Source organism: Pseudomonas sp. W22_MBD1_FP4, assembly GCF_052113765.1.
Classification (GTDB): domain Bacteria; phylum Pseudomonadota; class Gammaproteobacteria; order Pseudomonadales; family Pseudomonadaceae; genus Aquipseudomonas; species Aquipseudomonas sivasensis.
The window spans coordinates 77,639-98,073 of sequence record NZ_JBGQOI010000006.1 but is presented as its reverse complement, the minus strand read 5'-3'; the positions used below and the strand labels follow the sequence as shown (position 1 = coordinate 98,073).

The following is a 20,435-nucleotide window of genomic DNA, read 5'->3' as shown; positions in this document are numbered from 1 at the left end:
GACAGTGGAACAACAATAAATAATCACTGTGAGGGCTACCCGATGTCAGAACACGCTCAAACCCTGGGCTCGACGAGAGACGCGAGCGCCAGCAACGACTCCAAGAAGGTCATCTTCGCCTCGTCCCTTGGGACGGTGTTCGAGTGGTATGACTTTTTCCTCTACGGCGCGCTGGCGGCCGTGATCAGCAAGCAGTTCTTTGCCGGGGTCAACGACACCACGGCATTTATCTTTGCCTTGATGGCCTTTGCAGCAGGCTTTGTGGTGCGCCCGTTCGGCGCGCTGGTGTTCGGCCGTCTGGGCGATATGATCGGGCGCAAGTACACGTTCCTGGTGACTATCATCCTGATGGGTGTCGCCACCTTCTGCGTCGGTTTGCTGCCGACCTACGCCAGCATCGGCATTGCGGCGCCGATCATTCTGATCGTGCTGCGCATGCTGCAAGGCCTGGCGTTGGGCGGTGAATACGGCGGCGCGGCGACCTATGTGGCCGAGCATGCACCCGCCGGCAAACGTGGCTTCCATACCAGTTGGATTCAGTCCACCGCTACCCTCGGCCTGCTGCTGTCGCTGCTGGTGGTGCTGGCCTGCCGCTACTTCACCGGCGACCAGTTCGAAGTGTGGGGCTGGCGCATTCCGTTCCTGTTTTCCATCGTACTGCTGGGCATTTCCACATGGATCCGCATGAGCCTGCACGAGTCGCCGGCCTTCCTGAAGATGAAAGAGGAAGGCAAGGCCAGCAAGGCGCCGATCCGCGAGTCCTTCGGAAAATGGGAAAACCTCAAGGTCGTGCTGATTGCGCTGTTCAGCATTAACGGCGGGCAAGCGGTGACCTTCTACGCGGCGCAGTTTTACGTGCTGTTCTTCCTCACCCAATTCCTGAAGATGGACCCGGCATTGGCCAACATGCTGCTGATCATCAGCGTGGTGATCGGCGCGCCGTTCTTTATCTTCTTTGGCTGGCTGTCGGACAAAGTCGGGCGCAAGCCGGTGCTGATGCTCGGCCTGCTGCTGGCTACCTTGCTGTACTTCCCGATCTTCAAAAGCCTGGCGCACTACACCAACCCGGCGATGGACCAGGCCAGTACCCAGGCCCCGATCACCGTACTGGCCGACCCAGCCACCTGTACCTTCCAATTCGACCCCGTGGGCAAGGCAAAATTTGACAGCCCGTGCGACAAGGTCAAGACCTTCCTGGTCAAGCAAGGCCTGCCCTACAGCAGCGCCGCCGCCCCCGCCGGCAGCCCGGTGCAGGTGAGCGTGGGCGACGTGCGTATCGACGGTTTTGACGAAAAAGCCCTGCGTGGCGCGGTAACCTTGGCCGGTTACCCGACTTCGGCGGATGTGGCTCAGGTCAACAAAGTCATGGTAGTGGTACTGATCGTTGCGCTGATCCTGATCGCGGCCATGTGCTACGGCCCGCTGGCGGCCCTGATGGTGGAACTGTTCCCGACGCGTATCCGCTACACCTCGATGTCACTGCCATACCACATCGGTAACGGCTGGTTTGGCGGGTTCCTGCCGACCGTGTCGTTTGCGCTGGTGGTGTACACAGGGGATATTTTCTACGGCTTGTGGTACCCGGTGGTGATTACCGGGGTGAGCCTGATTGTCGGGCTGTTCTTCCTTAAAGAAACGCGGCATGTGGATATCGATAACAACTGATCTACAGAACGGCGACAGTCCCCTGTGGAGGGGACTTGCTCCCGATAGCAGTGGTTCCGTCACCGTTGCAGTGACTGATAGACCACAATCGGGAGCAACCCTCCTCGCACATTGGCTTCGCAGTGCTCACATAATTTGCTGTATATCCATCCAGATAAAGGTTGATCAAATCCCTTCTTTTGCCCATTCTGCTCCCCATTCATCTGTGTAACGAATGGGCTGACCATGCGGCTGTACCTCTGTGAAAAACCCTCCCAGGCCAAGGACATCGCGGCCGTGCTCGGCGCCAGTCGCCGGGGCGACGGCTGCTGGCTGGGCAATGGGGTCACCGTCACCTGGTGCATCGGCCATCTGCTGGAAACCGCTCCGCCCGATGCCTATGACGCCAAGTACAAGCGCTGGGTACTGGCCGACCTGCCAATCGTCCCGGAAAAATGGAAGATGCTGGTCAAGCCCAAGACCGCCAGCCAGTTCAAGGCGGTCAAGCGCCTGCTGGGGGAAGCGCAGGAGTTGTTGATTGCCACCGACGCCGACCGCGAGGGCGAGATGATCGCCCGGGAGCTGGTGGAACACTGTCGTTATCGCGGGCCGATCCAGCGTTTGTGGCTGTCGGCACTGGATGACGCCTCCATTCGCAAAGCCCTGGCGGCGCTCAAGCCGGGTGCAGAGACCTTCAGCCTGTATCACTCGGCCCTGGGCCGCTCCCGCGCCGACTGGCTGATCGGTATGAACATGAGTCGCCTGTTTACGCTCCTTGGGCGTCAGTCCGGTTATCAAGGTGTGCTGCCGGTGGGTCGGGTGCAAACCCCGACTTTGCGTCTGGTGGTGGACCGCGATCGCAGCATCGCCGATTTCGTCCCCGTGGCTTATTGGGCCATCGATGTGGACCTGCGCCACGAACGCATGACCTTCACCGCCCAATGGCGGGCTGCCGAAGATGCCTGCGACGACCAAGGCCGCTGCCTGAACCCGCAACTTGCCCGAGAAGCCGCCGATGCCATGACCCGCGCCTCCAGCGCACGCCTGGTAAAACTGCGAACCGAACGCATGCGCGAAGTGGCGCCCCTGCCCTTCGACCTGGGTACCTTGCAGGAGATCTGCTCCAAGAAGCTCGGCCTCGGCGCCCAGGAAACCCTGGACATCGCCCAATCCCTCTACGAAACCCACAAAGTCATCACCTACCCGCGCAGTGACTGCGGCTACCTGCCGGTGAGCCAACACAGCGACGCACCAAAGATTCTCGCCGCACTGGGCCGTGCCGATACGGCAGTCAACGAGCTGATGCCCCATATCGACCCCCAACGCCGCTCGCGGGCTTGGAACGACGCCAAGGTCAGCGCTCACCACGGCATCATCCCCACGGGCGCTGGCAAGGACGTCGGGCAACTCACCGGTAAACATCGCGCGGTGTACACGCTGATTCGTGCGCGCTACCTGGCGCAGTTCCTGCCCAACCATGAATACGATCGCACTCAGGCGGATTTCGACTGCGCAGGTTTCGCATTGCGCGCGGTCGGCAAAGTCGTGATAGAGCCTGGCTGGAAGCGCGCCCTGCCCGAAGCGTTGGCGCCGACCAAAGGCCGTGAGACACCTGCGCCACAGGCCTTACCGACGCTGACACAGGGCCAGGACTACGCAGTGGACAAGGTCAACCTCAAGGATTTGTGGACTCAGCCGCCCAAACCCTTTACCGAAGGCGACCTGATCAAGGCAATGAAAAACGTCGCCAAACTGGTGGAAGACCCGCTCCTCAAGCAAAAACTCAAGGACACCACTGGTATCGGCACTGAAGCGACCCGCGCCGGGATTATCCAGGGTTTGCTTGATCGAGGTTACCTGGTGAAGAACGGCAAGGCGCTGTCGGCTACCCCGGCGGCGTTCAGCCTGATCGACGCAGTGCCCCGCGCCATCGCCGACCCCGGCACCACCGCAATCTGGGAACAAGCGCTGGACATGGTGCAAAGCGGCGAAATGAGCCTGGAAGAGTTCGTCGCCAAGCAGGCGGCCTGGATGAGCAAACAAGTGGCGCGATGCAATGGTATGCGCATGACCATCACTGGTCCGGCGAGCCCCGCAGGTCGAGGCACAGCCCCGTGGAAAAAGAAACGCAAGAGCGCCCCCCGCAAGACCGCTACCGGACCAAAGCGCGCCAAAAAGCCGACAACTGCGGGGTAAACCGCAAAAAAATCCGGCGAATGACGTTTTTCGACGGGTTTAACGCCGCTTTGGACCTTGCTCCCGCGCAGGCCGTCTAGGATTCTTTAGGGCACCTTGACTACCTGATAACAACACCGGAGTGGCCGCCATGAAAACTGTCGCAGAAGTACTCAAAGCCAAGGATCTTAAAAACCAGGACGTCCACACCATCCAATGGGACCACACCGTGTTTGAAGCGCTGGTGCGGATGTCGGAGAAAAACGTCGGGGCCTTGCCGGTCGTCAAGGAAGGTGTGGTGGTGGGGATCATCAGCGAGCGCGATTACGCACGTAAGCTCATTCTCAAAGGTCTATCGTCGGTAACGACGCGGGTCGATGAAGTTATGAGTTCGCCGGTGATATGCGTCGACCCTCACAAAAAGGTCGATGAGTGCATGAATATCATGACCGACAGTCACCTTCGCCACCTGCCTGTGGTCGAAGAAGGTCAGCTGTTGGGCCTGCTGTCCATCGGCGATCTGGTGAAGGAAGCCATTGCTGACCAGGCAGACCTGATTAAACAGCTGGAGCAGTACATCCGCGGCGAATAGGGAGACCCCATGCTCGACAGCCAGGAACACCAGGAAGACCACCTCGACATCCTGCACCGGGCCATGGCCGAACGGCGCTTTCTGGTGCTGACAGGTGCAGGGATCAGTACGTCATCGGGAATTCCCGATTACCGCGACAGCGAGGGCGTGCGCCGAGGCAAGGCACCGATGATGTACCAGGAATTCCTGGCCACGCCACAGGCTCGTCGCCGTTACTGGGCACGCGCGATGTTGGGGTGGCCAAGGGTACGCATTGCCACGCCGAACAAGGCGCACATGGCGCTGGCGACGCTGCAGCAACACCAGCGCATCAGCGGGCTGATCACGCAAAACGTCGACACGCTGCATGACCAAGCCGGTAGCCACGACGTGATCGAACTGCATGGCAGCCTGCACAGGGTGCTATGCCTGGACTGTCAGCAGCGCAGTGATCGCAACGTCATCCAACGGTTGATGGAAGCCGAGAATCCCTATCTGGCGGGCGTTGATGCCGTTCAAGCGCCCGATGGCGATACCCTCCTCGACCCTGCGTTTGAAGAGCGCTTTCAAGTTCCCCGATGCCCCTATTGCCACGGTCAACGACTCAAGCCGGACGTAGTGTTTTTCGGTGAAAACGTCGCCACGGCAACGGCCGCCGCAGCGATGGCTGCGGTGGAACATGCCGAGGGGTTGCTGGTAGTGGGATCGTCGCTGATGGCCTATTCGGCATTTCGTCTGTGCAAGGCAATGGTCGAGCAAGGTAAACCGGTGATCGCCATCAACCTGGGCAAGACCCGTGGGGATGAGTTGTTGCAGATGAAGGTCCAAGCGTCGTGCGAGGTGCTGCTGCCCTTGCTGGCAGAACGGCTTATCTGAAGTGTGGAACGCTCACCTCTGGAATGCTCGCCACCAAAGCCTTCGGAAATCGAACCAAACCTCCAAAAAGTGACGCCCAAGTCACGTTATCCCGCATTTCCCCGTCCCCACAACGATTTATGTAGTGAATAAAAATAATCACTACATAACCGTTGACGTAACCTTTTTGTCCTTGCATTATCGAGACGTCTCCCGGATCGGGAGCGTTGGTAACAAGCGTTTTGAAAGAGCTCGTCTGACCGCCGAGCTGTTTTTTCCGGATGTGCACTGCCCACAAGGCAGATTGATGAAGCTGACCCACCCCGGAGGGATGGGTACAAGGAGCTCAAACGCTGCTTGTCTTCGTTATGAAACCATTGCGTAGCAGTTCATCAGCAAGACTACATGCATCAGGTTCAAGACCCTGCCCGTACTCGGCAGACCGTCACTGACGCCCGGTTTTCAGAACCGGAGACAACTAAGCAGTTTTAACGGAATTAACTGATAGATCGCCAACTGGTCAAGGGGCTTACACATGAATCTGAACAACCAACCAACTATCGATGAATTGGCTGAGATGTTCGCAGCGCAGAAAGACACACTCGACGACCATATCTTGTGGATTGGCAAATCGGGCGAAGTGCAACTTGACTGCCTGGAGCCCAATACCGAAGAAGCCGAGTTTGACCGCAATAACCGTGAACTGGCAGCGCGCCTGAAGGTGTACCGCCGTGGCCAGGGTTATGTCGGCAAGAAGGCCGCGGCTGATCGCAACTTTATCGAACAGGTCTTTCATACACTCAATACCGAATGGCAGAACCTTAAAGGCCAATCGCAAGTAAAAGTGATTGATAGATACTGCTGATCACTCAGCATTAAATATTAAAGCCCGCTCGTTAGTTCGAGCGGGCTTTTTAATTACTGCCTTATAACAACGCCGGAAACCGCCCCTTCCCCGCTTCATCCCGAAAAATATCAAACAATACTTGCGCCGCCGCCGACAGCTCATGCCCAGGCTTGGTCAGCACACCAATCGGCCGCTCAATCACCGGGCTGTTTAACGTGATGCAATGAGCGCCAGCCTCTTCCATCTGCTGGGCACACAATGCAGGCACGGCGCTGACGCCGAGGCCATTGGCAACCATCTTGCCAACCGTTGCCAGTTGATGGCTTTCCAGCGCCACGGGCAGTTTCATCTGCAAGGCGCCCAAGTGCTCTTCCAGCATCACTCGTACCGTGGACGGTCGCTGCAACGTGATGAACGGCTGCTCCAGCAACGTCGCCCAATCGATCTCGGCACATTGCGCCAAAGGCGAATCACCCGGCACCACGGCAATAAAGCGATCCAAGTACAACGGTGTAAATGCCAAAGACGAGCCTTCCGACGGCTCAAATGCGACACCCAGCTCCACCTGACGGTCGCGAACCATCTCCAGCACTTGCTCATTGATCAAGTCATGCACTGTCACATTCACTTGGGGGTAACGTGCACGGAATATCTTCAGGATCGGCGGCAGCAAATTGCCTGCAAACGATGGCATCGCCGCCACCGTGACCCGACCGCGTTGCAGCGTGAACCGTTGGCGCAGCTCATCTTCGGCATTGTCCCAATCCGCAATCAGCCGGCGCGCCAGGGGCAACAGGGATTCACCTTCCGGGGTCAGTGCAACGTTGCGGGTGTTACGGCTGAACAAACGGCCACCCAATCCTTCTTCCAGGCCCTTGATCGTCAGGCTCAGCGCCGATTGAGAGAGATGCAAGCGCTCGCAGGCGGCGGCAAAACTCAGGCTCTGGGCCACGGCGAGAAACGCCCGCATCTGCTTAACGGTCATGACGCTGCTCCGAGGGGGAATGAACTATGCTGTTTTTTAAATCAATCAACCTTAAAAAACAACTTAACAAATCAATCCGTCAGCGCAACACTCGGTTCACTGGCTGGACCACACACAATAAAAGAGGTGCATATGGCAGGTTTCGATAAACGCGTAGCGTCCTATGAAGAAGCGCTGGCAGGCCTGGAAGACGGCATGACCGTACTCTCCGGCGGTTTTGGCCTGTGCGGCATTCCAGAAAACCTCATCAACGAGATCAAGCGCAAAGGCACCCGCGACCTGACCGTCGTTTCCAACAACTGCGGTGTCGACGGTTTCGGCTTGGGCGTGCTGCTTGAAGAAAAACAGATCAGCAAAGTGATCGCCTCCTACGTGGGTGAAAACGCTCTGTTCGAGAAACAACTGCTCAGCGGCGAAATTGAAGTGGTCCTCACCCCCCAGGGCACCCTCGCAGAGAAAATGCGCGCAGGCGGTGCCGGTATCCCGGCCTTCTTCACCGCCACCGGTGTTGGCACCCCCGTCGCCGAGGGCAAGGAAACCCGCGAATTCAATGGTCGTCCGTACCTGATGGAAGAATCCATCACCGGGGACTTCGCCATCGTCAAAGGCTGGAAAGCCGACCACTTCGGCAACGTCATCTATCGCCACACCGCCCAGAACTTCAACCCGCTGGCCGCCACTGCCGGCAAGATCACCGTGGTCGAAGTCGAGGAAATCGTCGAACCGGGCGAGCTGGACCCGGCGCAGATCCACACCCCTGGCATCTACGTCGACCGGATCATCTGCGGCACGTTCGAGAAGCGCATCGAACAGCGCACCGTGCGCAAATAATCCGCCTCCAGCCCTAAGAATAAGAGGAACACAACCATGGCTCTGACCCGCGAACAAATGGCTCAACGCGTCGCCCGCGAAATGCAGGACGGTTTCTACGTGAACCTCGGCATCGGCATTCCGACCCTGGTGGCCAACTACATTCCCGAAGGCATGGAAGTCATGCTGCAATCGGAAAACGGCCTGCTGGGCATGGGGCCGTTTCCTACCGAAGAAACCATCGATGCCGACATGATCAACGCCGGCAAGCAAACCGTGACCGCGCGTATCGGCGCATCGATTTTCTCCTCTGCCGAGTCTTTCGCAATGATTCGCGGCGGCCATGTCGACCTCACCGTGCTTGGTGCGTTTGAAGTCGACGTACACGGCAACATCGCCTCGTGGATGATTCCTGGCAAATTGGTCAAAGGCATGGGCGGCGCCATGGACCTGGTGGCAGGCGCGGAAAACATCATCGTGATCATGACTCACGCGTCCAAGGACGGCGAATCCAAGTTGCTCAGCCAGTGCAGCCTGCCGCTGACCGGCGCCAACTGCATCAAGCGTGTCCTGACCGACCTGGCGTACCTGGAAATCGAAAATGGCGCTTTTGTCCTCAAGGAACGCGCACCAGGCGTCAGCGTTGAAGAGATTGTGAGCAAGACCGCCGGTAAACTGATCGTCCCGGACCACGTTCCAGAAATGCACTTCCAGTGAGGACAGATTCCATGCAAGACGTCGTGATTGTTGCTGCCACCCGCACCGCCGTGGGCAGCTTTCAAGGTTCCCTGGCCAGCATCCCGGCGCCGGAACTGGGCGCCGCCGTGATCCGTCGCCTGCTGGAGCAGACCGGCCTGGACCCGGCTCAAGTGGATGAAGTGATCCTTGGCCAGGTACTTACCGCAGGCTCAGGCCAGAACCCGGCGCGCCAGGCGTCGATCCTCGCCGGCCTGCCCCACGCCGTGCCCGCCCTGACCCTGAACAAGGTCTGCGGCTCAGGCCTCAAGGCTCTTCACCTCGGCGCCCAAGCCATCCGTTGCGGCGACGCGGACGTGATCATCGCCGGCGGCATGGAGAACATGAGCCTTGCCCCGTACGTATTGCCCGCGGCACGTACCGGTTTGCGCATGGGCCACGCCAAAATGGTCGACAGCATGATCACCGATGGCCTGTGGGATGCGTTCAACGACTACCACATGGGCATCACCGCCGAAAACCTGGTGGACAAGTACAACATCAGCCGTGAAGCCCAGGACGCGTTCGCTGCCGCATCGCAGCAAAAAGCCAGCGCGGCCATCGAAGCCGGGCGCTTTGCGGACGAAATCACACCGATCCTGATCCCCCAGCGCAAGGGCGACCCCGTGTCCTTCGCCGTGGATGAACAGCCGCGCGCCGGCACCACCGCCGAATCCCTGGCCAAGCTCAAACCAGCGTTCAAGAAAGACGGCAGTGTCACGGCCGGCAACGCCTCAAGCCTCAATGACGGCGCCGCAGCGGTGCTGCTGATGAGTGCCGACAAAGCCAAGGCCCTCGGCCTGCCGGTATTGGCGCGAATTGCCAGCTACGCCAACGCCGGCGTCGACCCGGCGATCATGGGCATCGGCCCGGTCTCGGCCACCCGTCGATGCCTGGATAAAGCTGGCTGGAAACTGAGTGACCTGGACCTGATCGAAGCCAACGAAGCCTTCGCCGCTCAAGCGTTGGCAGTGGGCAAAGAGCTGGAATGGGATGCCGAGAAGGTCAACGTCAACGGCGGCGCCATCGCCATCGGACACCCCATCGGCGCTTCAGGCTGCCGCGTGCTGGTGACCCTGCTGCATGAAATGATCAAGCGCGACGCCAAGAAAGGCCTCGCAACGCTGTGCATCGGTGGCGGCCAAGGCGTAGCCCTCGCCCTCGAACGCGGCTGATAATGCAGGAGGGGGCTTGCCCCCCTCCCACATTAGATCTTCATTGGGTGTCAGACTGAGGCACCGCAAACACCGCATTCGCCCGCGCCACAACCTTCTCCCCCACCTGCAAACTCACCGTCCCAAACGCCATCTGCCGCCCACGCTTGTAATGCTCCAAGCGCACGGTAATCCACTCGCCCACCTGCACCGCTCCCAGGTAATCCACGGTCATGCTCGCAGTAATCAGCGGCAACGGCGGCTCACTGGAAAACGCCATCGCGTAGCCCATGCCGATATCCGCCAGGGTTGCCAAGACCCCGCCATGCACCGTGCCGCGCCCATTGGCGTGGCGATTGTCGGCGCGCAGGCCGACTTCCAGTTGCAGTCCCTCCCCCCGGCAATACGCAGGGCCAAGCAGGTCGAGCAATGGGCTGCTACGAGGCAGAGGGGCAAAACCTTCAGGCACGGCACGAGCAATCATGGCAGTTCTTCCTTGGCGTCAGGTTTGACATGTACGCCACGCTCAAAACGGTAGCCATCACCATCAACTGCGCAAATCTTGCGCGATGCTTTGCGTTAATCCGCCAGACCCGCTTTAATCGCCGCCAATTTCCCCGCACACCTCAAGGAACTGCAATGCGCCATCCGGACGGCAACCTTAAATCGCTTCGCGTGCCACTGTTGATCTTGCTGACCGGCCTGGCCCTAGGCGGCTGCTCGCCCAAGGATCACTCTCGCGCCACGGTGATCAACGGTGAACAAGGCAAAGCCGGTGCCCAATTGGCCTATGAGCATGAATTGACCCTGGCCCTGCCCGGCGCCCTGCTCGCGCCAAGGATGCAGGCCACCCGTGAGGCGTGTGAAACAGCGAGGTTTGGCGCGTGCAATATCCTGGGTATCACCGAAGACGGTAGCGGTGGCGAGATCATCTTGCGCATCGCACCAATGGGTGTGGAACCGATAGTCGCCATGGCGGCTGAAGGCGGCACACTTGGCCAGCGCATCACTACCGCCGAAGACCTGGCCGACGCAGTTGCCGATGTAAACCGCCGCCAAGCCCGCCTGCAGGCCCAGCAACAACGTCTCGACGAACTGGCCAAGCGCAAGGACATCACCGTTAGCGACCTGATCGCCTTGAGCAAGGAACAGGCCGGCATTGAAAACGACCTGCAGGAACTTGCCCAGATTGCCGCCGGCCAGCAACGTCGTCTCGACACCAACCGCGTCACCTTGAACTTCCGCTCATCCGATGGCGCGAACCAAGCTTCACGCTTCAGCCGGATGTTCAGCAACCTGGGGACTAATCTGGTAGAGGGCACCGCAGATGCCTTGGAACGCGCCAGCTATGTGCTGCCGTTCGTGATCCTGGCGTTCCCGGTGGTGTGGTTGTGGGTTTGGCTGTGGCGTAAGTTTGTCGTGAGGGGCAGGCGTCCTGTGGCCAGTGAGCGTCCTCTGGCCCCCTCGCCACAAAGGTGATCAGCGCTTCATACAGCGCTGAAACCGCTCATCCACCCGCTTGGCAAACCATGCCGTGGTCAGGTTGCGAGTGATCTTTGGACTCTTGAGCACGATGCCCGGCAGGATCGCCCGAGGCATCGGTTTACCAGCAGCCTTGTCAGCCAACGCAAATACACGCTTGTAAAGGGTGGTGTCCTCGAAATCCAACTGCTCACCCTGCTCCAGTTGGCTGCGGATGCTGGGGTTACGCATGTCCAGCTTGGCGCCCAGGGAGCGCACCGCCAATTCGGTGGTGCCCGGCAGCAGTGAGCCATAGCGGATCAAATCCCCATCCAGCGCCAACTCAGCCCCCGAGGCACGGCTGACCGCTGCCTGGAACGCCGCATTGCGGCTCGCATACCAGCCCGCGTTGAAGTCGGCAAAACGGTACAGCGGCTGGTCGTAATTCACCGGATAACCGAGCAAGTGGGCGATGCCAAAGTACATGCCGCCACGCCGAGTGAAGACCTCCCGACGAATCGTGCCGTCCACCGTGTAGGGATAACCCCGCGCCTGTTTCTGCGCAAAATCGATGCTGACCTGCATGGGGCCAGCGGTGTGCACAGGGTTGAAGCCACCAAACAACGTATTGCCCAAGGGCACCATGCTGATGAAGTCGTCAAAGATGGCGCTGAGGTCTTTCTCCGTACGTGCCGCACTCAACCGGTCGGCGTAGGACTTGCCGGTGGGCGAGTTCAATTGCAGCGCGCTGCGCACCACGAAGGCCGGCACATGCACTTTGCCGGCGCGGCGCAGGATTTCGTCCTGGGCGATCTTGCCCATATTGGGTACGGGTGGGTCCACCTGATAAGTGGACTCCTGCTCAGTCACCGCCAGCACAGCGCAAATATTCTCGGTGCTGGGGTAGATCTTTTGGGTGTCGAAAGCGGTGTAGATGTCTTGGGCCCAACCATTGCGATCCGCCACCTTGGCTGGAAGCAGACGCACGATCTGCGCCTTCACCTCGGCCTCGCTGCGCTCCGGTTGCTGCGGACCGCGTGAAGTGGAGCAACCGGCCAGCACCAGCAAGGGGATGAGGCACAGGATCAGGCGGCGTGGGGACATGGGGCTTCCTTGAGGACGATGGGCCAAGCGTTGCGGATATTGACCGGTAAGTCTAACGCGGGTTCGCGTCCCTGCCTGCTGTATGACCGAAGGGGGGGAAACGCCGCGGAAACTTCCCACGCAAGCGCCGGATAAGCGCTACTCCCCGCTGCGGAAAACGCCTGCAAAGTCCCTCGCCTGAATACACAGTGCGAGGGATTGCAGATGTTTTTTTTCGTTAAGGCCCCAACTGATGGGGCTGTCTTTTGATTCCCGTCATTGCCAGCTTTGTCCTGGCACCCATGGATCCCGAGGCGCCGGATGTTGAGCGCGTCTTTGGGGACTTCCGTCATTGCCTGAACACCTTTGATACCTGGGCCGAAAGCTTCTGGAGCGGTTCGGCATTGGAGGTCGAGCAGGTCTTCAAGGTAGGGGACGAGGTGGCGCTGGTCGCGCCGGTTTCTTCCAAAGCCCCGAGCAAAACAGTTGCGATGTGCAGTGCCCAAGGCTCGTTGACCTTGGTGCATATGTTCGAAAGCACGCGCTTCGTGCCTATCGGCAATACGCCGGTGATGCTGCAAGCCATCGCGGCGGACGGCAGCCCGATGGGTCTGCCGCTGTATCGAACCATCGGCACCAGCGGCATCCTCGAAATCACCGAGTGTGATCGCAATCAGCTCTACCAAATCACCTTCTATCCCAACGTTTCCAAGGATCACGTCAAGGCGCTGTATGGGTCTTATCAGACGGTGATTGCGGGGTTGGAGGGTCGTCTGCGGGATGAGTGGACGGAGACGTTCCAACCCCAATGGCAAGACTTTGCCAACGCCACACCCTTGGAACGCAGCGCGATGCAGGGCGTGGCGTTTTCAACCGGGATGGCCAAGGCGCTCTACAACCTGTGGGACAACATCACCCAGCTCTATGACCTGCTCGCCGATCTCAAAGCGAATAGCGAGAAGCTGCTGCACTACCTCTCCCAGGCCGAGCTTGATGAGCTGCTGAAACAGGGTGCAGACGCGATTGCCAAGGGCTTGCTGGTGCTGAGCGATGAGCCACTGCTGTTCATCTATGTCTCGGCGATCGTCAGTTGGATACGTCTGCTACCGCCGCCAGACATGTATGAATTACTGGGCGAGATCACCGGTGAAGTGCTGATCAACCTGCTGCTGATGTGGGCGACGGCGGGCACCGGTGTGGCGGTACGCGTGGGTGCGCAGACGCTGAGTTCGATCAAATCCGGCCGCGCGCGGGCGTTGTTGGAGTTGCTGGCCAAGCAGCTTGTGGGGCCGAAGCTGGATGCCCATGCCGAGGCGCTCAAGCCGTTGTTGTTGAGCAGTGCGGCGACGCCGATCAAGGCGGTGCCGGTTGCGCCGTTGAAGGCTGGGGATCAGTTGATTTCCAACCCGGTGCCGGCGGTTCGTAACAGGACACAGAAGACGGCGTTGGTCAGGCAGGAGCCTGTCGATGATGTGCCTGCTGTATCGACGAATCCGAAGGGCGATGCAGCGGCTTCTTCGGATAAGACGGTAACCAACGGCTGCCCCGTATCGATGGTTACCGGAGAGGAATTGCTCACGCTCACCGATGGCACGTTGGACGGGATTTTGCCGTTCGAGTGGACGCGGTTGTATCGCACCAGTGCGGTGGAAGTGGATTGTGGGCTGGGGTTTGGATGGAGTCATTCGCTGGCGCATCGGCTTGTTGTGTCGGGCGATTCCGTGACGTGGACGGACCATGAAAACCGTGCGACCACCCTGCCCTTGCCAACGGTGGCTCGCCCCTCGATCACCAACAGCCTGGCCGAAGCAGCGATCTATTTAGGCGCGTCGCCGGATGAGTTGGTGTTGGCCCAGGCGTCGCGGTTTTATCACTTTCGCAACGGGGCGTTGGTCTCGATCAGTGATGCGTACGACAACCGGCTGCGGATTTCCCGAGACTTTTCAGGGCGCATTGAACGGCTGGATAACGGTGCGGGTTCTTCGCTGTTCTTGCGTTACGAGTCGGGCCGCATCATGGCGGTGGACTACCAGATTCAGCGGGCCAAGGGACATGAGCCTTACGCCTGGATCACGGAGCAGAGTGTTGTTTCCTACGCCTATGACGACATTGGCCGATTGGTTTCAGCGACCAATGCGGTAGGCGAAAGCGAGACTTACCGCTACGACGATCAGCACGTGATTCTTGAGCGCGGTCTGGCCGGTGGGGCGAGTTTCTTTTGGGCGTGGGAACGGTCCGGCAAAGCGGCGCGATGTGTCCGGCATTGGGCCAGTTTTTCGCAGATGGATACGCGGTATGTCTGGGGGGACGACGGCAGTGTTGTCGTTCACAACGCCGATGATAGCCAGGAAATTTACGTCCACGACGACCGCGCACGGCTGGTGCAGCGCATCGATCCGGACGGTGCTAAGCATTTCAAATCCTACGATGCCCAGGGTCGACTGACGGTCGAGCAGGATCCGCTCGGTGCAGTAACGGCGTATCAGTACGACGATGCCGGACGTTTGGTGGCGCTGTTTCCTGGAGACGATGAGCCAACGTCCTACGAGCATGACAATGGCTTCGTACGGGTTGTAAGGCGTGGCTCAGCGGTCTGGAAGTACGAGCGTAACGACCAGGGGGACGTTACCCGTAGGACCGATCCCGACGGCCATATCACCGACTACAGCTACAACAAATACGGGCAACTGATTGGCGTTTGGCATCCCGATCACAGTTGTCAGCGGTTGGTGTGGAATGAACGCGGCCAACGGGTTGAAGAGCAACTGCCCAATGGTGGGATCAAGCGTTATCGCTACGACGACCTGGGCCGGCAGATTGCCCGCGAGGATGAACATGGCGCGCTGACCCAGTATCAGTGGGATGCAGTCGGTCGATTGGTTCGTATTGTCCTGCCCGGCGGCGCAACGCGGGAATACAGCTACAACCCCTACGGAAAAATCACCGCCGAACGCGATGAATTGGGGCGCATCACCCGTTACGAATACGCCGACGGCCTGCACCTGATCAGCCGTCGCATCAATGCCGATGGCACTCAGGTCAACTATCGCTACGACAACGTCCGCCTACTGCTGACCGAAATTGAGAACGAAGTCGGCGAAACCTACCGGCTGGATTACCACCCCAACGGCCTGATCCAGCAGGAAGTCGGGTTTGATGGGCAACGTACCGCCTACGTCTACGACCTCAACGGCAACCTGCAGGAAAAAACCGAACACGGCGACGACGGCAGTCAGCTCGTCACGCGTTATGAACGCGATTACGCCGGACGCCTCGTAAGAAAAACGCTACCCGACGGCAGCAATACCGATTACGCCTACGACCGCCAAGGCAATCTCCTCAGCGTCGACGACGGCCACTGGGCGCTGGCCTACGAGTACGACCAGCAAAACCGCCTCACCGCCGAGCATCAAGGCTGGGGCACCTTGCGTTATGGCTACGACGCCTGCGGCCAACTTCAACACCTGCGCCTGCCGGACAACAACCGCCTCACCTTCAACCACAGCAAAGGCGGCCACCTCGCCACCGTCGAACTCAACGGCAAAACCCTCACCTCGCACCTGTTCAAAGCCGGCCAGGAACACCAACGCCAACAAGGCCAACTGCTCAGCCACTACCACTACGACGACCAACACCGCCTGCACGCCCATGCCGTAACGCAGCAAGAACACCACCTGCTCCAACGCCAATACGACTACGACAGATCCGGCAACCTCACCCGCCTGCTCGACACCCGCAAAGGCGAACACCATTACCACTACGACCCACTAGGCCGCCTCACCCGCGCCGATCACTCCCAAGACCTACAGGAACGCTTCGGCCACAACCCGGCCGGCAACCTGCTCATGCACGACCGCCCCGGCCCCGACATCGTTGCCGGCAACCGCCTGATGATCCAAGGCGACCGGCATTACGACTACGACGCCTTCGGCAACCTCATCCGCGAACGCCGCGGCCGTGGGCACGCGCTGGTCACCGAATACCGCTACGACTGCCAACACCGGTTGATTGGCATTACCCAGCCTAACGGCCAAACCGCCAGCTACCGCTATGACCCGTTCGGGCGGCGTATCAGCAAAACCGTCGACGGTTTAACCACGGAGTTTTTCTGGCAAGGCGACAAGCTGATTGCCGAGCATCGTGCGGATAGCTACCGCAGCTACATTTACGAACCGGACAGTTTCCGCCCGCTGGCACTGCTGGAAGGCTTGGGTCCTGAGGAAACCAAGCCCTACCACTACCAACTCGACCACCTCGGCACACCGCAGGAACTGACCGATCCAAACGGCGAAATCGTCTGGTCCGCGCACTACCGCGCCTACGGCCAGATCAGCCGTCTCGACAGAGGAAAAATAGACAATCCGCTGCGCTTTCAGGGTCAATACTTTGATCAGGAAAGCGGGCTGCACTACAACCGTCATCGCTACTACAATCCGGATGTTGGTCGTTACCTGACGCCAGATCCGGTGAAGTTGGCGGGGGGGATCAACGCGTACCAGTACGTGCCTAATCCTACGGGGTGGGTGGATCCGCTGGGATTGAGTACTTGTCCTAACGACAGATGTGAACCTAATGCGACTTCTGCCCATCCGAAGCCGAGCGCCAATGAGGGTACACCCGCCCTGCCCCAACTCGCTCGGACTGAACGACAGGCAAAAATAGACGAACTGACACAAGCAAATGCGAAACGAAAAGTGCTGAATTGGGAGCAAGAGTACAACATGCACGCTGCTGAAAAGCATGGTCCAGAGATACCAGACCATGCTTTGAAGCAACGATCCATCGACGGCACAAATCCAACCACTGGGAAGAGAGCACAAATTAACTCCAGTTCCCAATTTAAATCTTGGAAAATGCAGCTTCACGCTATAAATAAAGCGCTAGGCAGGATGCAGGGCAACTCGCCATCGCCTACAGGAATTGACATGAAGGGCAACCCAGTGGTGGTGGTTGAGTTACCCGACGCTGGACGAGGCTACAAACCCAACAGCAGGGACAAAAATAACCCTAGGTACATTGAGAGCATGGACAAAGCGGAGATCAGATTTGATAGAAAAAATCCAACTCGACCATTTACCGCATTTCCTAAGTGAGTAAGCAATGCTTAAATGCCCATTTATGAACACCCCTTACGTCCCAAATATCTCTCATATATTAGGAGCGCTATCGATATACGACCTTGAGGACACTATTGGAAAAGAATTACGGAAATACGATCCCAATAATAAAACAGACAGAGAAACAATCATAAGCTCCTATATTCTCAAAGAACTTATATATCTATCATATAGACATCGCTTCATATTGATATCTGCATTAAAAGAGGCACTCGAAAAACCCGACTTTGACTTCGCCAAAGAATTCCAAAGCGATCATGAAGAACATATAACTATGGCCTGGGATGAAACGGAAATAGAAAACCCCCGAGGCTTCTTCGCAGACATCTATCGTCTAGCTAATGAAATCTGGAAAGACGACCTCCAAAAAGCCAGCCTCGAAGACCCATCAACTTGGTAACAACACCGCCACTCCCACTGACAAATCGCAGTCGCTGTGGTGAGCAGGCTTGCCCTGCGCCGGGCTGCGAAGCGCCCCCTAAGGACGATGCGGCGCTCAGGTGGAACGGCGTCGCCAAGTTAGGGGCTGCTCGCAGCCCAGCGCAGGGCAAGCCTGCTCACTACAAAGGCCCACCCGCCGAGTTCGCCCCGTGTGACGTCAAATCCTCGCTTTGCCAACGCCATAATCATCCGACTCAACAAGTAAAATCGGTACGCCTTTTACTCTATGTCCTATCAAGGAGGAAAAAATGCTATTTCACCCTTTTTCAGACCAAATACCTTTCGACGCCAGCTTGTACTATTTCGTGGGGATTTTTGATATTTACGACCAAGAAGAAACTAAGGGAAAAGAGCTCGCCCGCTACGACCCCAACAATATTGAAGGCAGGGAAAACCTCATACTGAAATACTGCCTAGATCCGTACAACAAACTCTCTTATCGTCACAGATACAAATTAGTGGAAACTCTATCGCTCGCTTTAAATACCAAAAACTACAATTTCCACTCATACTTTGAGGATAACCCAGAGGACCATTCAACAATGGCTTGGGATGAAAACCAGATAGATAACCCCCGAGTTTTTTTCTCAGAAATCTACCGTTTAGCCATCGACATATGGAAAAAAGACTTGCAAAAGGCAAGCCTCGAAGACCAATCGACTTGGTGATACGCCAGCGAGCGCAATTGATTTAGAGCCAAATATACCAGCAGCATCGACATTCAGAACCTTAGAGGAAGCAGAAAGCCTTGTTTCTAAAACCTTGATTTCTCGCCACGAGGAAATATCAAAATTTTTGAAAGGAAATAAAGACAAACACATTATTAGAGAACACTCGACCCAGACGGTAGGACTCAGTTTAATAAAAGGCACAACAGAGTCAGTATCCGTCTATAAATTCATATTAGTTTTGAAGCGCAAATCTAAAATGCCGGATGGTTACCTCCTCCTAACTGGATATCCAATAGAAAAATGAACAACCAATTAACTGAGCTTCAGCAATTTTTCGGTGGCTATTTCAATCAAGACTGGCCGGAAGATCATGCTTCGGCAGACGAGGTAATCGACACGTTTCTGCTCGAATCTTCTAAAGATGTAATATTGACGGTGCGAAATGAAATCTTAGACCTTATCGCTTCTTATACGAATGAATCAGAATTCCAGGAAAATCTATTGCACGAACAATATTGTTTCTATTACTACCCCTATCAATGGGCAACCGGGCCACTATGGCTGGAGCATGTGATCCGAAAGTTTGATGATTACTTACTCGAAAAATAATTCGACCTAAATATCAACTTATGAAGTAGTGAAAGTCTTAAACAACCTGATTAATTAGAAAGATCTGCTAATACGGGCCGCGAAGCGGCCCTGGTTATGACACTGCAGTTCTTCAGGTAGATCGGTAGTGTCGGTATGGGGGGCTGCTACGCAGCCCAACGCGAGCAAGTTCGCTCGCCACATCAAGAGGTTGCTTCGCACAGTGTTAAACGCCGCCCTCAGATCCCAGCCAACGCCAAGTCCATCGCAAAGTAAGTAAAGATCAAATCCGCACCCGCGCGCTTGATCGAACCCAACGTCTCACGCACCACCCGATCCTCATCGATCGCACCCGCCTGGGCACCAAACTTGATCATCGCGTACTCACCGCTCACCTGGTAAGCCGCCACCGGCAGACGTGAGGCTTCGCGGATGTCGCGGATGATGTCGAGGTAGGCACCGGCCGGTTTGACCATCAGAGCGTCAGCGCCTTCCTGTTCGTCGAGCAGCGATTCGCGCACGGCTTCGCGGCGGTTCATGGGGTTCATCTGGTAGCTCTTTCGGTCGCCTTTGAGGGCGCTGCCGCCGGCTTCGCGGAATGGGCCGTAGAGGGCCGAGGCGAATTTGGTGGAGTAGGCCATGATCGGGATATGGATGAAACCGGCGTCATCCAGCGCGCGGCGGATGGCCTGGACCTGGCCGTCCATGGCGGCCGACGGGGCGATCACGTCGGCGCCGGCGCGGGCGGCGGCTACGGCTTGTTTGCCGAGATTGACCAGGGTCGCGTCATTATCGACATGGGCGCCGTGCATCACGCCGCAGTGGCCGTGGTCGGTGTATTCGCAGAAGCAGGTGTCGGACATTACGATCATTTCCGGCACGGCGTCCTTGATGATCGAGGACATGCGCGAGACCAGACCACGTTCTTTCCAGGTATCGCTGCCGTTGGCGTCCAGGTGGTGAGACACGCCAAAGGTCATCACCGACTTGATACCGGCACGGGCATAGCGCTCGATCTCGGCAGCGAGCTTTTTCTCAGGGATGCGCTGCACACCCGGCATGCTGGTGATCGGTACGAAGTCGTCGATTTCTTCTTCAACGAAAATCGGCAGCACCAGGTCGTTGAGGGTGAACTCGGTTTCCTGGAACAAACCACGCAGCTCCGGAGAGCGGCGCAGGCGGCGTGGGCGGGCTTGGGGGAACTGGCTGGTCATGGTTTTCCTGACATAAAGGCTAAAACTTTGGGGCGAAAGCTTATGCCCCCAGGCCCCGGCAGCACAAATACCAAGGGGCCAACA

18 protein-coding genes are annotated in these 20,435 nt (G+C 57.9%); 14 read left to right on the top strand and 4 right to left on the bottom strand.

Annotated elements, in window-relative coordinates:
• Window positions 1–42: 42 nt before the first annotated feature.
• From ACEN2T_RS10235 to ACEN2T_RS10215, 5 genes are all read left to right on the top strand, one after another.
• Window positions 43–1,665, top strand: coding sequence for an MFS transporter (locus ACEN2T_RS10235; protein WP_032886646.1), 1,623 nt, complete (start codon window positions 43–45; stop codon window positions 1,663–1,665).
• Between the two features lie 225 nt (window positions 1,666–1,890).
• Window positions 1,891–3,840, top strand: a complete 1,950-nt coding sequence (locus ACEN2T_RS10230; protein ID WP_442116651.1) for a DNA topoisomerase III — start codon at window positions 1,891–1,893, stop codon at window positions 3,838–3,840.
• 130 nt (window positions 3,841–3,970) lie between these two features.
• Window positions 3,971–4,411 carry a CBS domain-containing protein gene (locus ACEN2T_RS10225; protein WP_032886648.1) on the top strand — a complete coding sequence of 147 codons (441 nt, stop codon included), beginning with the start codon at window positions 3,971–3,973 and terminating at the stop codon, window positions 4,409–4,411.
• Window positions 4,412–4,420: 9 nt separating this feature from the next.
• Entirely contained in the window at window positions 4,421–5,266 is an 846-nt protein-coding gene (locus tag ACEN2T_RS10220; protein WP_122822470.1) for an NAD-dependent protein deacetylase, read from the top strand.
• A 514-nt stretch (window positions 5,267–5,780) separates the two neighbouring features.
• Complete coding sequence (locus tag ACEN2T_RS10215; RefSeq protein ID WP_032886651.1) at window positions 5,781–6,110, top strand: hypothetical protein; 330 nt, start codon at window positions 5,781–5,783, stop codon at window positions 6,108–6,110.
• A gap of 61 nt (window positions 6,111–6,171) precedes the next feature.
• Here ACEN2T_RS10215 and ACEN2T_RS10210 read toward each other — a convergent pair whose 3' ends face one another.
• Window positions 6,172–7,077 carry a LysR family transcriptional regulator gene (locus tag ACEN2T_RS10210; RefSeq protein WP_032886652.1) on the bottom strand — a complete coding sequence of 302 codons (906 nt, stop codon included), beginning with the start codon at window positions 7,075–7,077 and terminating at the stop codon, window positions 6,172–6,174.
• A gap of 132 nt (window positions 7,078–7,209) precedes the next feature.
• On the opposite strand from ACEN2T_RS10210, the gene ACEN2T_RS10205 reads away from it, so the two are divergent.
• Genes ACEN2T_RS10205 through ACEN2T_RS10195 form a run of 3 tightly spaced genes read left to right on the top strand, consistent with a single transcriptional unit; the run spans window position 7,210 to window position 9,797 of the window.
• Window positions 7,210–7,908: a CoA transferase subunit A gene (locus tag ACEN2T_RS10205; protein ID WP_032886653.1), complete on the top strand. Its 699-nt coding sequence runs from the start codon at window positions 7,210–7,212 to the stop codon at window positions 7,906–7,908.
• Between the two features lie 36 nt (window positions 7,909–7,944).
• Entirely contained in the window at window positions 7,945–8,604 is a 660-nt protein-coding gene (locus ACEN2T_RS10200) for a CoA transferase subunit B (RefSeq protein ID WP_032886654.1), read from the top strand.
• 11 nt (window positions 8,605–8,615) lie between these two features.
• Window positions 8,616–9,797 carry an acetyl-CoA C-acetyltransferase gene (locus tag ACEN2T_RS10195; RefSeq protein WP_095186510.1) on the top strand — a complete coding sequence of 394 codons (1,182 nt, stop codon included), beginning with the start codon at window positions 8,616–8,618 and terminating at the stop codon, window positions 9,795–9,797.
• A gap of 40 nt (window positions 9,798–9,837) precedes the next feature.
• On the opposite strand, the gene ACEN2T_RS10190 is transcribed toward ACEN2T_RS10195, so the two are convergent.
• The gene (locus ACEN2T_RS10190) at window positions 9,838–10,260 is read right to left on the bottom strand and encodes a PaaI family thioesterase (protein ID WP_442116650.1); all 423 of its coding nucleotides are present in this window, start codon (window positions 10,258–10,260) and stop codon (window positions 9,838–9,840) included.
• Window positions 10,261–10,415: 155 nt separating this feature from the next.
• Between ACEN2T_RS10190 and ACEN2T_RS10185 the strand changes: the two genes are divergently transcribed.
• Window positions 10,416–11,255, top strand: coding sequence for a DUF4349 domain-containing protein (locus ACEN2T_RS10185; RefSeq protein ID WP_442116649.1), 840 nt, complete (start codon window positions 10,416–10,418; stop codon window positions 11,253–11,255).
• On the opposite strand, the gene ACEN2T_RS10180 is transcribed toward ACEN2T_RS10185, so the two are convergent.
• Complete coding sequence (locus ACEN2T_RS10180) at window positions 11,256–12,341, bottom strand: DUF1615 domain-containing protein (protein ID WP_442116648.1); 1,086 nt, start codon at window positions 12,339–12,341, stop codon at window positions 11,256–11,258.
• 245 nt (window positions 12,342–12,586) lie between these two features.
• Here ACEN2T_RS10180 and ACEN2T_RS10175 point away from each other — a divergent pair, with 245 nt between their 5' ends.
• From ACEN2T_RS10175 to ACEN2T_RS10155, 5 genes are all read left to right on the top strand, one after another.
• Entirely contained in the window at window positions 12,587–17,413 is a 4,827-nt protein-coding gene (locus tag ACEN2T_RS10175) for an RHS repeat-associated core domain-containing protein (RefSeq protein ID WP_442116647.1), read from the top strand.
• A 25-nt stretch (window positions 17,414–17,438) separates the two neighbouring features.
• Complete coding sequence (locus tag ACEN2T_RS10170) at window positions 17,439–17,837, top strand: hypothetical protein (RefSeq protein WP_442116646.1); 399 nt, start codon at window positions 17,439–17,441, stop codon at window positions 17,835–17,837.
• A gap of 289 nt (window positions 17,838–18,126) precedes the next feature.
• A complete protein-coding gene (locus ACEN2T_RS10165) occupies window positions 18,127–18,546 on the top strand; it encodes a hypothetical protein (RefSeq protein WP_442116645.1) in 420 nt (139 codons plus the stop codon).
• Window positions 18,547–18,562: 16 nt separating this feature from the next.
• Complete coding sequence (locus ACEN2T_RS10160) at window positions 18,563–18,853, top strand: RNase A-like domain-containing protein (protein WP_163034953.1); 291 nt, start codon at window positions 18,563–18,565, stop codon at window positions 18,851–18,853.
• Complete coding sequence (locus tag ACEN2T_RS10155) at window positions 18,850–19,158, top strand: contact-dependent growth inhibition system immunity protein (RefSeq protein ID WP_442116644.1); 309 nt, start codon at window positions 18,850–18,852, stop codon at window positions 19,156–19,158. Before ACEN2T_RS10160 ends, ACEN2T_RS10155 begins: the two co-directional genes overlap by 4 nt.
• A 218-nt stretch (window positions 19,159–19,376) precedes the next feature.
• On the opposite strand, the gene hemB is transcribed toward ACEN2T_RS10155, so the two are convergent.
• Window positions 19,377–20,351: a porphobilinogen synthase gene (gene hemB / locus ACEN2T_RS10150; RefSeq protein WP_095186450.1), complete on the bottom strand. Its 975-nt coding sequence runs from the start codon at window positions 20,349–20,351 to the stop codon at window positions 19,377–19,379.
• Window positions 20,352–20,435: the final 84 nt, after the last annotated feature.